Origin of the sequence: Erythrobacter crassostreae (genome assembly GCF_019204045.1) — a bacterium.
Taxonomy (GTDB): Bacteria; Pseudomonadota; Alphaproteobacteria; order Sphingomonadales; family Sphingomonadaceae; genus Erythrobacter; species Erythrobacter crassostreae.
This window is the reverse complement of the sequence record NZ_JAGSPC010000001.1, coordinates 478,146-491,076: the sequence shown is the minus strand read 5'-3', so window position 1 is coordinate 491,076 and position 12,931 is coordinate 478,146. Positions and strand designations below refer to the sequence as shown.

Annotated in this window: 16 protein-coding genes; 9 read left to right on the top strand and 7 right to left on the bottom strand. The window is 56.5% G+C overall.

The genetic code is table 11. The annotated features are described in order from the left end of the window. Window positions 1-76 precede the first annotated feature (76 nt). The 4 genes from KCG46_RS02460 to KCG46_RS02445 form a co-directional block, all read right to left on the bottom strand. Window positions 77-508, bottom strand: coding sequence for an ExbD/TolR family protein (locus tag KCG46_RS02460; RefSeq protein WP_218403758.1), 432 nt, complete (start codon window positions 506-508; stop codon window positions 77-79). A gap of 31 nt (window positions 509-539) precedes the next feature. Next, window positions 540-1,073 carry an ExbD/TolR family protein gene (locus tag KCG46_RS02455; RefSeq protein ID WP_218403757.1) on the bottom strand — a complete coding sequence of 178 codons (534 nt, stop codon included), beginning with the start codon at window positions 1,071-1,073 and terminating at the stop codon, window positions 540-542. A gap of 89 nt (window positions 1,074-1,162) precedes the next feature. Continuing rightward, window positions 1,163-1,927: a MotA/TolQ/ExbB proton channel family protein gene (locus tag KCG46_RS02450; protein WP_218403756.1), complete on the bottom strand. Its 765-nt coding sequence runs from the start codon at window positions 1,925-1,927 to the stop codon at window positions 1,163-1,165. 79 nt (window positions 1,928-2,006) lie between these two features. After that, window positions 2,007-2,657: an energy transducer TonB gene (locus KCG46_RS02445; protein ID WP_255551727.1), complete on the bottom strand. Its 651-nt coding sequence runs from the start codon at window positions 2,655-2,657 to the stop codon at window positions 2,007-2,009. Between the two features lie 520 nt (window positions 2,658-3,177). On the opposite strand from KCG46_RS02445, the gene KCG46_RS02440 reads away from it, so the two are divergent. Together KCG46_RS02440 and KCG46_RS02435 are read left to right on the top strand one after the other, a co-directional pair. Next, entirely contained in the window at window positions 3,178-3,954 is a 777-nt protein-coding gene (locus KCG46_RS02440) for a hypothetical protein (protein ID WP_218403754.1), read from the top strand. 114 nt (window positions 3,955-4,068) lie between these two features. Beyond that, complete coding sequence (locus tag KCG46_RS02435) at window positions 4,069-5,391, top strand: homoserine dehydrogenase (protein ID WP_218403753.1); 1,323 nt, start codon at window positions 4,069-4,071, stop codon at window positions 5,389-5,391. Here KCG46_RS02435 and KCG46_RS02430 read toward each other — a convergent pair. Continuing rightward, window positions 5,365-5,967 carry a hypothetical protein gene (locus KCG46_RS02430; protein ID WP_218403752.1) on the bottom strand — a complete coding sequence of 201 codons (603 nt, stop codon included), beginning with the start codon at window positions 5,965-5,967 and terminating at the stop codon, window positions 5,365-5,367. The two genes, KCG46_RS02435 and KCG46_RS02430, sit on opposite strands and share 27 nt — an antisense overlap. Next, window positions 5,968-6,573 (bottom strand): hypothetical protein, encoded by a 606-nt coding sequence (locus tag KCG46_RS02425; protein WP_218403751.1) that lies wholly within the window; start codon window positions 6,571-6,573, stop codon window positions 5,968-5,970. A 110-nt stretch (window positions 6,574-6,683) separates the two neighbouring features. On the opposite strand from KCG46_RS02425, the gene glpX reads away from it, so the two are divergent. The 3 genes from glpX (at window position 6,684) to KCG46_RS02410 (ending at window position 9,116) form a co-directional block, all read left to right on the top strand. Continuing rightward, a complete protein-coding gene (glpX, locus tag KCG46_RS02420) occupies window positions 6,684-7,733 on the top strand; it encodes a class II fructose-bisphosphatase (protein ID WP_218403750.1) in 1,050 nt (349 codons plus the stop codon). Window positions 7,734-7,752: 19 nt separating this feature from the next. Continuing rightward, window positions 7,753-8,088: a DUF3703 domain-containing protein gene (locus KCG46_RS02415; RefSeq protein ID WP_218403749.1), complete on the top strand. Its 336-nt coding sequence runs from the start codon at window positions 7,753-7,755 to the stop codon at window positions 8,086-8,088. A 92-nt stretch (window positions 8,089-8,180) separates the two neighbouring features. Then, window positions 8,181-9,116: a ribose-phosphate pyrophosphokinase gene (locus KCG46_RS02410; RefSeq protein WP_218403748.1), complete on the top strand. Its 936-nt coding sequence runs from the start codon at window positions 8,181-8,183 to the stop codon at window positions 9,114-9,116. On the opposite strand, the gene KCG46_RS02405 is transcribed toward KCG46_RS02410, so the two are convergent. Beyond that, window positions 9,097-10,080 (bottom strand): helix-turn-helix domain-containing protein, encoded by a 984-nt coding sequence (locus KCG46_RS02405; RefSeq protein WP_218403747.1) that lies wholly within the window; start codon window positions 10,078-10,080, stop codon window positions 9,097-9,099. The two genes, KCG46_RS02410 and KCG46_RS02405, sit on opposite strands and share 20 nt — an antisense overlap. A gap of 149 nt (window positions 10,081-10,229) precedes the next feature. Here KCG46_RS02405 and hisN point away from each other — a divergent pair, with 149 nt between their 5' ends. From hisN to KCG46_RS02385, 4 genes are all read left to right on the top strand, one after another. Further along, entirely contained in the window at window positions 10,230-11,033 is an 804-nt protein-coding gene (hisN, locus tag KCG46_RS02400) for a histidinol-phosphatase (RefSeq protein WP_255551726.1), read from the top strand. A gap of 131 nt (window positions 11,034-11,164) precedes the next feature. Continuing rightward, on the top strand, window positions 11,165-11,368 hold the full coding sequence (gene rpmI / locus KCG46_RS02395; RefSeq protein ID WP_142787753.1) for a 50S ribosomal protein L35: 204 nt from the start codon (window positions 11,165-11,167) through the stop codon (window positions 11,366-11,368). A gap of 50 nt (window positions 11,369-11,418) precedes the next feature. Further along, window positions 11,419-11,778 carry a 50S ribosomal protein L20 gene (gene rplT, locus KCG46_RS02390; protein WP_218403746.1) on the top strand — a complete coding sequence of 120 codons (360 nt, stop codon included), beginning with the start codon at window positions 11,419-11,421 and terminating at the stop codon, window positions 11,776-11,778. A 132-nt stretch (window positions 11,779-11,910) separates the two neighbouring features. Further along, window positions 11,911-12,813 (top strand): helix-turn-helix domain-containing protein, encoded by a 903-nt coding sequence (locus tag KCG46_RS02385; RefSeq protein WP_218403745.1) that lies wholly within the window; start codon window positions 11,911-11,913, stop codon window positions 12,811-12,813. Window positions 12,814-12,931 lie beyond the last annotated feature (118 nt).

Here is a 12,931-nt window from a genome sequence, read left to right as displayed (position 1 = left end):
GATAAAAAAGGGCGGCACCGAAGACCGGGCCGCCCTTCTCTGTTTCGTGCGAAAGCCAATTAGGCTTCAGAAAAACTCACTTACCAAAAGCGCGATACTTTTCGTTACCGACGAAGCCAAACTTGGTCACACCGGATGCTTTGATGATGCGAACCACATTGGCGGAAAGCTCATAGCTTGCCTGTGGTTCAGGCTCAAACTGCAGCTCAGGTTCAACTGCCATAGTGGTCGTCTCCTGGAGCAGGCTAACCAATTGGGCCTGACTGATTACCTCAGCATTCCAAAGAATTTGGTCTGCGTTGGACAGAACCAGCTTGTTCTTTACTGGCTCGATAATGATGTCCTGCGGCGGTGGATCACCCTGCGGAAGATCGATATCAACCGAGTGCGTTGCCACCGGAATGGTGATGATGAACATAATGAGCAACACAAGCAAAACGTCGATCAACGGCGTCATGTTCATGTCGAGCATTGGCTCGCCGTCAAGCTTGCCTCCTGCCATACCCATAGTCGTTACTCCTTAAACTTTGTACGCCAGATCAGCCGTTAGGGTCGACCGGGTTCGAGATGAAGCCGATTGTCGGATAACCCGCAGCCTGCACATTGTAGATCGCACCAGCGACGCAGCGCCAAGGCGCATTCTTGTCAGCGCGAATGTGAACTTGCGGAATCCGCTCTGGATCTTCCATGATCGCTTCCGGACCGCCCGCTGCCTGAACAATCGCATCAAGGCGGCTAAATGCCTGATCGTAAAGTTCTTCCGAGCTTACCGCAGTGATGTTGTTAAAATACACTCGACATTCGCCCATACGGGTCGCGCCTGTAAAACCAGTCCGGGTTGTGCGGGCTGTGTTGCCAGCCGCGTCGGTCGTGCTGATCGTGAGAAGCAAGTTCTCGACTTTATCTTTCGACTCTTCCGATCTGAAAATCGGAATTTCGAGTTCCTCAATCGTCTGGATCGCTACCGGAACCGCGATGAGGAAGATGATCAGGAGCACGAGCATCACGTCCACCAGCGGGGTGGTGTTGATGTCCGACATGGGCGTTTCACCGCCTCCCATCGAAATCGCCATTGCCTAATTCCTATCCCTAAAAAGTAATATGGTCTGTGGGTTGGTTGGGGGCTGGCCATTACAGCCAGCCCCGAAACAATTCCGCAGAATTAGGCTTTCTTCGCCGGAGCTGGTTTAGCAGCAGGCTTGGCTTTGCCAGCAGGTGCCGAAACGGCAGGCTTAACTGCGCCGTTCGAACCGATGAAGGCAACGATGTTGTTCGAAAAATCAGTCATCAACGCGTCGATGCGACGGTTGCGCGACTGGAGCCAGTTAAAGGCAAGAACAGCAGGCACGGCAACAAGCAGACCAATCGCGGTCATGATGAGCGCTTCACCAACCGGACCCGCAACCTTATCGATCGAGGCGGAGCCTTCGATACCGATATTGATCAGGGCGCGGTAAATACCGATCACCGTACCGAGCAGACCGATAAACGGTGCAGTAGCACCAACCGATGCGAGGAAGGAAAGGCCGCCAGAAAGCGACTGGTTGATCGTGTTCTGCGAGTGAGCGAGTTCTTCTTCAACGAAGTGAATCTCGTTGCCGGCACCCTCCATCTTCGAGTGGTGCTCTTGAGCAGTTACCGCATCATCAGCGAGCTGACGCCATGCGCTGTTCTTCTCAAGCTTGGTCGCGCCTTCTTTGAGCGAAGGAGCACGCCAGAAAGCGTTCTTGACGCCGTTATACTGCTTCATCACCTTGTTCTGTTCGAACAGCTTGGTGAAGAGGATGTAGAACGAACCAACCGACATGATGACCATGACCGCAAGGATCGACCAGGCGACCGGGCCGCCTTCTTCCATGGCTTTCCAGAAGCCGAATTCGTTGACCGGCGCTTCAGTGGCAGCAGCCGTAAGAGTGTAAAGGTTCATTGCGAATAGTCCTCTTGAAAAATCTTTTTATGTCCCAGCAATCCGAACCTTTTCGAAAGGCCCAAATCCACTTGCGTAATCAATTCAAACGATACGTAATCCGTGTCGCGTAACTAGCTGAAGTCGGATTACCGGCATCATTGAGAGCCGGGTTGAAGCGAGCATAACGCTCCATTCCCTGACAGGCGGCACGATCAAGATCGTTTGACCCGCTTGAAGACGTGACCGAACAATTTGTCGCCCGGCCATCTGCTGTCACAGTGACGCGAACGCCGACGGTGCCTTCCACTTCCTCACGCAAGGCGCGAGACGGATAGTTTTCTTGAATACGCGATGCCCAGCGGCGTTCACCCCGTGTCGTTACACCACGCGCCTGTGAAGGCGGAGCGGGCGGCGGAGCAGGTGCTGCTACCGGAGCAGGCGGCGGAATCGTCAACGCCGGCGGAGCGGGCGGTGGGATCGTCGGCTGCGTCTGGATCGGCGGCGGTGCCGGAGCAATGCTAATCGGCGGCGGAGGTGCTACCGGCGGTGGCGGCGCAGTTTCCTGCGGCTGCTCGGGCGGCGGCTCATCCGGTTCTTCAGGGGGCGGGGGCTCCTCAATGTCAATCGTGGTAACCCGCTCGGCGATCTCTTTCACGGCTGAAATAGCCAGGCCAGAGATGAGCAAGTACCCGATCACCACATGGATCAACGCCACTATGATAATGGAAGAAACTTTGCTTCCACCCATTTGTTGGTCAGCGTAGGCCATCCAGTCGCTTTCTCTCCATTCACAGGCCGGCGGACATACCGGCACAAATTCTCACATCAAGCCCGAATCAGGTTTCGCCGAATCGGACCACAAAGATGTGAATCCCAGAATTCTAAACCTCACATTTCGGGGCGAATTGCCGAACAACACGGCGAGTCCCCTCCTTATGAGACACCTATTGCGATCGATGCAGTAGGTGTTTGTTCCTGCGCGGACGTTGTCCCCGATAACCGCGCAGGCCTTCATGGCTTTAACGGTCAACCCTTAGGCAATCAAACGCTTTATCGGTTCAGATGCAATTCAGCGCACTGGTACTGGGGTGTTATCACGTGCAAATGGGGCTGAAGAGACAGTGCAGGAATGACAGGCGATGAACAGCGTTAACCGAAATTTAAGAAATAAATTCAGCGTACTAACTGCGCTGACGACTGCGTTCGTGTTTTGCGGGACTGCGACCGAATCTGTGTATGCACAGAATTCGAATGCAGTTCCTTCAACAATGGCTGATCGGGCGACTTATGTGGACCTCGTTACCCTGGCCGAACGAAGTGAACTGGTAATCCGTGCTGAGATTCGCCGCCAAACGCAATTGGCGCCCGAGCGTGCTCCCGGTCTCGCGCCGGGATTTGCGCGGCTATACATAGAGGCGGAAACGCAGGCTTTGATAGCTGGCAACAGTTCGATCGGCGAATCGCTCGTCTATCTCGTCGATGTTCCGCTGACTCCGAAGGGCAAAGCGCCCAAGCTCAAAAAGCGCCAAATGGTCCTTTTCGCAAACACCGTGCCGGGTCGTCCAACGACTAAGAGAGGTACAGAAATCCAGCTGTCCGCTAAAAATGCGCAGCTGGATTACTCATCTGCATTCGAAGCCCGTCTTCGCGCGGTCCTGACTTCATTGGCCCAGTCTGATGTTCCACCAAAGGTCGAAGGCATTGCCGACGCCCTTGCTGTGCCAGGGACGCTTGCTGGAGAATCCGAGACACAGATATTCCTTACGACGGAGGATCGATCGCCGGTTTCTATCACCGTCTTGCGCCGCCCCGGACTGCGTCCAGTATGGGGCGTGTCTTGGGGTGAAATTGTCGATTCCTCCGCACGCGCGCCGGCGAAAAACACACTGCAATGGTACCGCCTAGCGTGCTCGCTACCCCGTGAATTGCCCAGCCGGGCCAATCTCGCGCGCGATCCCGCCGCCCGCCGACTGGCCACAAATGACTACAGTTTGGTTGTAGACGGTCTGGGCGAGTGCGCGCGCGCGATAACAGAAACTGGTTGAACGCGTTGAAGGCCAAAAGAAGCACGTCTTTCGCCTCCTCAAGACAAATTGCTTTTCGTCTGTCTTCGGACGCGTATAGAGCCGTGCGCCGGGCAATGGACAGGGATTGATGACGTGAAACAGCCAAACGATACCGCACCGCTGCGCATTGCAATTGCGGGTTTGGGTACAGTTGGAGCAGGCGTAATCCGCCTCCTCAATACCAACGGCGATCTGATCGCGGCGCGCGCTGGCCGTTCGATAGAAGTTGTCGCCGTGAGCGCCCGCGATCGGACATTGGACCGCGGTGTTGATCTTTCAGACTACGCTTGGGAAGACGATATGAGCGCCCTCGTAGCGCGCGATGATATTGACGTGCTGGTGGAACTGGTTGGCGGATCAGATGGCCCTGCATTGGCAGCATCCCGCGCGGCACTGACGGCGGGCAAAGGATTGGTGACAGCTAATAAAGCGATGATTGCCCATCATGGTTTGCAGCTTGCCGAACTTGCCGAGGGCAAGAACGCGCCGCTCAAATTCGAAGCCGCAGTTGCTGGTGGCATACCCGTTGTGAAAGGCTTGCGCGAAGGCACCAGCGCGAATGCCCTGACCAAAGTTTACGGCATCCTCAACGGCACCTGCAATTACATCCTTTCGGAAATGGAAGAGACAGGTGCAGACTTCGCAGAGACGCTCGCGGAGGCACAGAAACTGGGATATGCAGAAGCTGACCCCACCTTTGATATCGAAGGCATAGACGCCGCACACAAGCTGGCGATCCTTGCTGCAATAGGTTTCGGTGCGAAGGTCGATTTCGATGCTGTCCGGGTCAATGGCATTGTCCAGGTCCGCGCGGCAGATATCGCGCAAGCTGACGCATTAGGCTTTGTTATCCGATTGATCGCGCAAGCCGATGTCGAAGGGGAAGGCAAAGATGCACGGCTTTTGCAGCGCGTGCGCCCATGCCTCGTCGCCAAAGATCATCCCCTCGCCCCAGTAGATGGGCCCACCAATGCTGTCGTCGCAGAGGGCAACTTCTCGGGCCGCCTCTTGTTTCAGGGTGCGGGTGCTGGCGATGGACCAACCGCGAGCGCTGTTGTCGCAGACCTTATTGATATTGCGCGCAATGAAGTTGGCGCACCATTCTCGATCCCTGTTGCGCAGCTCGCAGCATTTCCGGCAGCAGAACCCGGACACCGGATGGAGCGGACGTATTTGCGTTTCACTGTCAATGATCGCCCGGGCGTCTTGGCGGAGATCACTGCTGCTATGCGGGATGCCGATGTTTCGATCGAAAGCTTGATCCAGCAGGGCAGGGCAAATCAAGGCGGTGATGTGCTGGTCGCAATGGTCACGCATGAGGGCCCAGAGGCCAATGTTCGGCGCGCATTGGAGCTGCTTAAGGGATCAGATAGCCTGACAGATGATCCTCTAGTTCTGCCGATCCTTCCGGCTTGATCCGGCGCTTTCTTTGAATTCACGCGGAGCGGGCAGTCCTAATTCGCTCTCTGCAATAGGTTTGCGACCTGCGTCACCCTCCGCGCCAAGAGGCGGGAGGCCGCGTGCAATACGATCAGCGTCCGACCCGGCTGGCGCTTTCGGCAGGGCCGCAACGTTGATGAACAAAGAAGGTTCGGCAACCCGTCCAAACTTAACGGTGACAAGCGGTGCCATTGGCGCGCCGCCCGGTGCACGCAGACCAGACCTATCCACCGGCACCGGTTTTGGCCCTTGGGTTGCTTCGGCATAGCGGCGCTCGAAATCCGCTTTGTCGAACCCACTGAAGGCGGTGTCATCGCGGCGGCGACAAACAACAATCTCGTTTGCCAGACGGGCGGCGTCGGCTTCGTCTTCGCATTCCTTGACGAGGATAGGGTCTTGCGGCTTTGAAACCGCTTTTGCTTTTAAGTCGATCTCGAGTGTGCCGTTGTCTGGCTCGAGAGCTGGCGGCGGCTCATCTTGCTCAATCGTAATGGCGGCAACAGGCGCAATCCCTATCAGGATCACGGCACCCATGACCCACATGCTTGTCATCTATCTCGGATCGCTTCCCGCAGGCGGGGCGTCGAGCCCAAGTTTCCGGCGACGCTCAGCGATTTCTTCAGCGCTTGGCTCGGGGTCTTTACCCAGCGGTGGTAGTCCGCGTGCGATCCTATCTGCGTCCGATCCTTCCGGGGCTTGCGGCAAAGCTTCGACATCGATGAAAATTGCAGGTGGCGGAACGCTGCCGAAACCTATCGCGTTGCCGTGATTGGGAATGCCGAAAGTGTTCGGCGTGCTTCCGCCTTTGGTCTTTTCGGCATAACGTTTTTGCCATTCTTCTTTGTTCCAGGAACCGTCAGTTGCTTCGCCAAGCTGGCGGCAGACAATAATCTCGTTTGCGATTCGCGCGGCGTCCGCCTCTTCTTCGCAGTCTTCTTCCAGCAATTGATCCGATTCGGATTTCGGAACTGTTACAGACAGGTCCAATCGCAGTGGTTGCTCCGCAGGAGGTGGCTCCTGAATGTTTTCGCCGCTCTCTGCGTCGGCTGTTGCCGATGCTTGATCCTGCGCCGCCAAAGGCACGGACAGTGCGAGTAGTGCGATAAAACAGATCGGCAGTGTGGAAAAGCGCAAAGCAGGTGCAGCATTACTCGACAAGCGCGTCTCCTTGGGCGTAAGCGCCCCTCATAAATCACGCGCATACGAATGCGCACAGGCCCCGCAATTACGCAAGGCCTCCGTGAAAGAGAATAGGGACTGAATTTCAGATGAATACCCCCGCAATTAATTCCGCCCAAACTGATGTTCTTGCCGGTAAAGAGCCTGATGCCGAGGGTGCGCTAGACCGTGTTCTGGTGCTAGAAATGGTCCGCGTGACAGAGGCAGCGGCTGTCGCGGCCGCGCAATTGGTTGGCCGCGGCGATGAGAAAGCCGCCGATGCTGCCGCTGTTGAAGCGATGCGGCGCGCATTCGATGATCTTTACATGGATGGCACAGTTGTGATCGGCGAAGGCGAGCGCGACGAAGCCCCGATGCTCTATATCGGCGAGAAGGTTGGCGGCGCGCCGGGCAAAGGGCCAAAGATCGACATCGCGCTTGATCCCTTGGAAGGCACAACCATTACCGCCAAGGCTGGCCCGAACGCGTTGGCGGTTCTCGCGGCTGCTGAGGAAGGCAATCTCCTCAACGCACCGGACACGTATATGGACAAGCTCGCGGTTGGTCCGGGCTATCCCGAGGGAGTGATCGATCTGGCGAAATCGCCAACAGAGAATGTGAAGGCTGTGGCTGCGGCCAAGGGTAAACAGCCTGCTGACATAAACGTGTGCGTCCTCGACAGGCCGCGCCACGCGAGCATCATCGCCGAACTGCGAGAGCTCGGCTGCGGCGTCTATCTGATTGGCGACGGTGATGTCGCAGGCGTGATTGCGGTGACCGATCAGGATACCGGTATCGATATGTATATGGGACAAGGCGGCGCGCCCGAAGGCGTGCTGGCTGCTGCGGCGCTGCGCTGTGTAGGCGGACAGTTCAATGGCCGGCTGGTGTTCCGCAACGATGATGAAAAAGCGCGCGCCAAGAAGTGGGGCATCACCGACTTTGATCGCATTTATAAGCTCGAAGACCTCGCAAAAGGCGACTGCATCTTTGCTGCGACTGGCGTGACTGATGGTTCGCTGCTGGATGGCGTGAAGAAGCGTAAGAAAGCGACCGGCGCGACGATCATGACCACGGACAGTGTGGTTATGCGTGCGTCGAGCGGCACTGTACGCTGGATCCGGGGCGAGCATCGGATCGCTCCGCATCGCGCGGGCTAAAACCTTTATGGAAGCTTCAATGCATGCACTCACCGATCATGTTCGAAACGAACTGACGCAGGCGGAGCGAGCGGCAACGCCGCAGCTTTCCTTCCATCATCTTGAGAGGGCGCATATCCTGAGTCAGTATTCCACCCGCGATCATATGCGGGTGCATCTGGCAATGTTGAAATGGGCGCGCAATCAGCGTGACTGGCGCGAAGCGTTCGGCCAGATCATTCGCCTTGCTGGCGCAGCGACAAAGACTGCGATCGGTATGGTCCCCGTCGGAAACACCGGCGGATCGAATGTCAGTGCGATCAAGCCGATGAAACTCCCCGATGATCTCGCCGCAATAATCGCGCGATACCGCTGAGAAATTGCGGACAACCGATTTGCGCCTCTGTTGCGTTTCCATGACTCTGGGCTAGGCCGGTCGCATCAAAACAGTCGAGGATTCGCGCACTCATGAAGATCATGTCCGGCAATTCAAACTTGCCTCTAGCCCGGGCGATTGCGGCCTATCTCGAAATCCCGCTAACCGATGCCAGCGTGCGCCGGTTTGCGGATGAAGAGATTTTCGTCGAGATTCATGAGAATGTGCGCGGCGAGGATGTGTTTATCCTTCAGCCGACGGGTTTTCCGGCGAACGACAACCTTATGGAGCTGTTGATTTGTATCGATGCGCTGAAGCGCGCTTCGGCAAAGCGGATTACGGCTGTCATTCCTTACTTCGGGTATGCCCGTCAGGATCGGAAGCCCGGTCCTCGTACGCCAATTTCGGCTAAGCTGGTCGCGAATTTGATCACCGAAGCAGGCGCTGACCGGGTTCTGGCAGTCGACCTGCACGCGGGCCAGATTCAGGGCTTTTTCGATATCCCGACCGACAATCTGTATGCTGCGCCAGTGATGGCTGCCGATATTCAGGCGCGCTACGGCGACCAGGACTTGATGGTCGTCTCACCCGATGTTGGCGGCGTGGTTCGCGCCCGTGCGCTTGCAAAACGGCTCGACAACGCGCCGCTCGCTATTGTCGACAAACGTCGCGATCGCCCAGGCGAAAGCGAAGTGATGAACATTATCGGTGAAGTCGAAGGGCGTCATTGCATCATGATCGATGACATCGTCGATTCTGGCGGGACGCTTTGCAACGCCGCGGAGGCGTTGCTTGCCAACGGAGCAAAGTCGGTTGCGGCCTATATCACGCATGGTGTCCTTTCGGGCGGTGCAGTCGCGCGCATTAATGGTTCGAAATTGAAAGAGCTGGTCATTTCGGATTCGATCCGTCCAACCGAGGCCGCCGAAGCGAGTGATCGCATCCGTATCCTCACGATGGCGCCTCTAGTTGGCGAAGCAATCCGCCGGATCGCGGACGAAAGCTCGGTCAGTTCACTGTTTGATTGAGTTGGGCCCGCGCAGCGAGAAGCGGTTTTCGCATCCAAGGCCGGATTGCTCCGGGTTCTATCCAGTCTAGCAGTTCCAAACGCCGTGCCTGCCTAATCTCTAGGCTTAGGGTGAGGATGGCTGAACGATTGCGTTGGAATTCCAGCGGCGTCATTCCGAAAAAGATTTGGAACTCGCGAATCTGATGCGCCTGATCGAAGAACCTGAGCGTAATCTCCTCATCTTCTTGATCGGCAACGCCGCATAGTTTTGCAGCGAGATCCAGAATGCGCGCGCGGCGCATGATTTGGTTCGGCGGTAAGCCGAAATCTCGTTTTGCAGTGCGTTCGATTGTTCGCAGCGAAACGTTCTGGCGTTCTGCGAATTTGCTAAGCGATCCGTTGGGATCGACAAAAGCCTGCAATTCCAGGGCCTGTGCAATCGGATCAGGTTCTGCGACACCTGTCCGCTTTACAAAATCAGCGAGCCAGTTTTCGATCCGCAAGAGCCAAGCGGTCGGGGCCAATGACTCGTCGAACAGACTGGTCACTTCATCGTCGTCCACACCGCCGCGCTCGATGGAAACGATCCGGTCGAGCATATTCCCGTCATTCACTCCAAACAAAGCGCGCAGGGCTCCAGGACGCAGCATCAATCCGGCGACTTTTATTCCGCCCGAATACTTGAGCGGCATGATCGTGCTGTGCTGCCCGCACAGGAAAGTCTCGTCACGAATTGCTAGATCGCCATCGCGCGTCGTCGCAGTCCAATCCACCCCGACCGCGCTTCGGATATAAGGCGCATCATTGCAGAGCGCGCCCTCGAGCGTTTCTGCCCCCTTCTGGTAGGCATAGGCCACCATCGAACGGCTCACCCAAGGAGCAATCCGTTTGTCCGGCGCTCGATTGATAGAGAGCGGATCACCTTTATCAGTGGCTCCGGTGCGAGATCGGAGCTTTGCCGCTGCGTCTAATTCGGAATTCATGTCAACCCTGCCCGTGTGCCCAAGGCTGTATTGGACGCAGCGCTACGTTTTGTCACCTATTCTTAAAGAGATAGATCAACGGCCCGGACAAACTGGTAGGATGCTTTGTTAACGGGCGTTTGACCGAATGGCTTTCCAAGTGTCTAGGAATGGCGAACGTAATCTGGCCATTCATAGAGACCAATATGACCCCCGCTGACTTAGAACTTGCCCATGCTCTTGCGGATGCAGCGGGCAATGCCATCCGACCGATGTTTCGGGGTCAGTGGGATCAGGAGCGCAAAGCGGACCGATCGCCGGTGACCGAGGCGGACAAAGCGGCGGAGGCTGCGATGCGAGCGATCCTGGAGGAACGCCGCCCTGATGACGGGATTATTGGTGAAGAATATGGCACCCGTAACGAAGGGGCTGGGCGGCAATGGGTGCTTGATCCGATTGATGGCACAATCAGCTTTATGGCGGGCCGTCCGATCTTCGGCACACTGATCGCATTGATGCAAGACGGCTGGCCGGTCCTCGGCGTGATCAACCAACCGGTTGCGGGCGAACGCTGGGCTGCGCGTATTGGCGAAGGCACCACGTTCAACGGAAAACCGGTGAAGACGCGGGCGTGCAAGGAACTGTCCGATGCGACCATCGCCTCATCCGGGCCGCAATACTTTACTGGTGAGCAAGGCGCAGCGTTCATGTCGCTCGCGGCGCAAACATCCCAAATCATGGTGTGGGGCGGTGATTGCTACAACTACGGGCTGCTCGCAGGCGGGCATCTGGATGTCGTGTGCGAGGCGGGGTTGAAGCTATACGACTACGCCGCGCTTGTGCCCATCGTCGAAGGGGCAGGCGGCCTGATGAGCGATTGGCAGGGCAATCCGCTGGATGCCAACAGTGACGGGACCGTGCTGGCGCTGGGTGAGCCTGCGCGTTTGGAAGAAGTGCTGGAGGCGATGGGTTAAGAGCCCGAATCACTTGCAAACCCCCGCAGAACCGTTATGTGCGCGTGCTTCACGACACAGATTTCGAGTCCGGCCTGGCGAATAGGGCTGCCAGGGCTGGTCCAATGTGTCTCTGATCATAGGAGATAGAAATGCCCAAGCTTAAGACCAAAAGCGGTGTGAAGAAGCGCTTCAAAATCACCGCAACCGGCAAAGTGAAGCACGGCGTCGCTGGTAAGCGTCACCGCCTTACGCACCACAATGCCAAGTATATCCGCCAGAATCGCGGTACTTCGGTGATATCTGATCCCGATACCAAGACGATCAAGAAATGGGCGCCATACGGCCTCGATTGAGGGTGACGCGAGCTTCGTGCTCCTCCCCGTCAGAATAAGGATATACTGATATGCCACGCATTAAACGCGGCGTTACCACGCGCCAAAAACACAAGCGTCTTCTGGACCAGGCCAAGGGTTACCGCGGCCGCCGCAAGAACACGATCCGTATCGCTCGTCAGGCCGTCGAAAAAGCCGGCCAATATGCTTACCGTGATCGCCGCATCAATAAGCGCAACTTCCGCGCTCTGTGGATTCAGCGTATCAACGCTGCGGTTCGCGCCGAAGGCCTGACCTATTCGCAGTTCATGCACGGCGTGAAACTTGCTGGTATCGAGCTTGACCGCAAAGTTATGGCAGACCTCGCCATGAACGAAGAAGCGGCGTTCAAAACGATCATCGCACAGGCGAAAGCTGCTCTGCCAGCTTAAGCCAGCTACCGATTTCTAAAAAGGGCTCCGCTGCGATCTGCATAGGGGCCCTTTTTGTGTCTTGGCAGTTCAAATTTGTATGTAACCGCCAAATCCCTTGTATAGATCCGCCAATCTGGCACATAGGAATCTATGCAAAAGGGGCAGGGTAAGGACACGGGTTCCGCGCCGGACTATAAGGTCCGCAGCAACTTTCACGCGCCCCCTTCAGAATTCGATGGCTGCTTCACCACATTTTATCACCTGACGCTCGACGTGAAAAACGGCGGGATTGTTCACGATTATCTCCAGCCGGAGTGGGGCAATATCCGCTTTTTCTGCGGTGGCTGCCCTAGCGCAAGGATCGGGACGTCCCAGGTAACCGGCGCGCGTTTCAACGCGACCGGCCCAAGCTCACTTCCAGCAGAATTTGAACTCGGCACATCGGAAATGTGGGGAATTGGATTTCTGCCGCTGGGCTGGGCGCGGTTTGTTGATGTTGATGCACATACGCTTGCCAACACAGTCTGTGATGGAGCGAAGCATCCCGACTTTAAAAAATTCGCGTCTTTAGAAGATGTTTTGTGCGACCCCGAAGCGACACGTGACGAACAATTTGATGCGATTGTCACTTTGATGGGCCGGCTTATGCGTCACAACCGCGATGAGCCCAAAATCCTTCGCGTCCACACAGCTTTGGTTGACGGCGAATTTCTTGCTGTCAGTGATCTGGCCGAAGCATGCGGCATGAGCATTCGGACTTTGGAAAGAGTGTGCCGCCGGTATTTCGGGTTTACACCGAAAAGGCTGATGCGCCGGCAACGGTTTACGCGCAGCTTGACCACGTTCATGCTGCATCAGGGCAGTCGCTGGACCGAAGCAATGGACGGTGAATATCACGATCAAGCCCAGTTCACCCGTGAGTTCAAGGAATTCATGAGCATGAACCCGAGCGAGTATTCTGCGCTCGACCATCCTATTCTGTCGTCCTTTATGGAGGCCCGCGCGCGGGTTTGGGGCAGCGCGGCTCAGGCGCTCGACAAGCCGTCTCGATGACGTTCTGCAGAGACGATTGAGCTGTCTTTGCAATCAAACATGGATCAAAGCCTCAATCGCACTTTGCAACGCGCGTGATAGAACGCTAACGGACGCGCTCATTCTATTGAGCCAGAAC

Coding starts and splice junctions, on each gene's coding strand:
- KCG46_RS02440 (WP_218403754.1), top strand. CDS start 3,178: ATGGCTGATCGGGCGACTTATGTGGACCTCGTTACCCTGGCCGAACGA.
- KCG46_RS02410 (WP_218403748.1), top strand. CDS start 8,181: ATGAAGATCATGTCCGGCAATTCAAACTTGCCTCTAGCCCGGGCGATT.
- KCG46_RS02405 (WP_218403747.1), bottom strand. CDS start 10,080: ATGAATTCCGAATTAGACGCAGCGGCAAAGCTCCGATCTCGCACCGGA.
- glpX (WP_218403750.1), top strand. CDS start 6,684: ATGAATACCCCCGCAATTAATTCCGCCCAAACTGATGTTCTTGCCGGT.
- KCG46_RS02445 (WP_255551727.1), bottom strand. CDS start 2,657: ATGGGTGGAAGCAAAGTTTCTTCCATTATCATAGTGGCGTTGATCCAT.
- rplT (WP_218403746.1), top strand. CDS start 11,419: ATGCCACGCATTAAACGCGGCGTTACCACGCGCCAAAAACACAAGCGT.
- KCG46_RS02455 (WP_218403757.1), bottom strand. CDS start 1,073: ATGGCGATTTCGATGGGAGGCGGTGAAACGCCCATGTCGGACATCAAC.
- KCG46_RS02385 (WP_218403745.1), top strand. CDS start 11,911: ATGCAAAAGGGGCAGGGTAAGGACACGGGTTCCGCGCCGGACTATAAG.
- KCG46_RS02430 (WP_218403752.1), bottom strand. CDS start 5,967: ATGACAAGCATGTGGGTCATGGGTGCCGTGATCCTGATAGGGATTGCG.
- hisN (WP_255551726.1), top strand. CDS start 10,230: ATGGCGAACGTAATCTGGCCATTCATAGAGACCAATATGACCCCCGCT.
- rpmI (WP_142787753.1), top strand. CDS start 11,165: ATGCCCAAGCTTAAGACCAAAAGCGGTGTGAAGAAGCGCTTCAAAATC.
- KCG46_RS02450 (WP_218403756.1), bottom strand. CDS start 1,927: ATGAACCTTTACACTCTTACGGCTGCTGCCACTGAAGCGCCGGTCAAC.
- KCG46_RS02415 (WP_218403749.1), top strand. CDS start 7,753: ATGCATGCACTCACCGATCATGTTCGAAACGAACTGACGCAGGCGGAG.
- KCG46_RS02460 (WP_218403758.1), bottom strand. CDS start 508: ATGGGTATGGCAGGAGGCAAGCTTGACGGCGAGCCAATGCTCGACATG.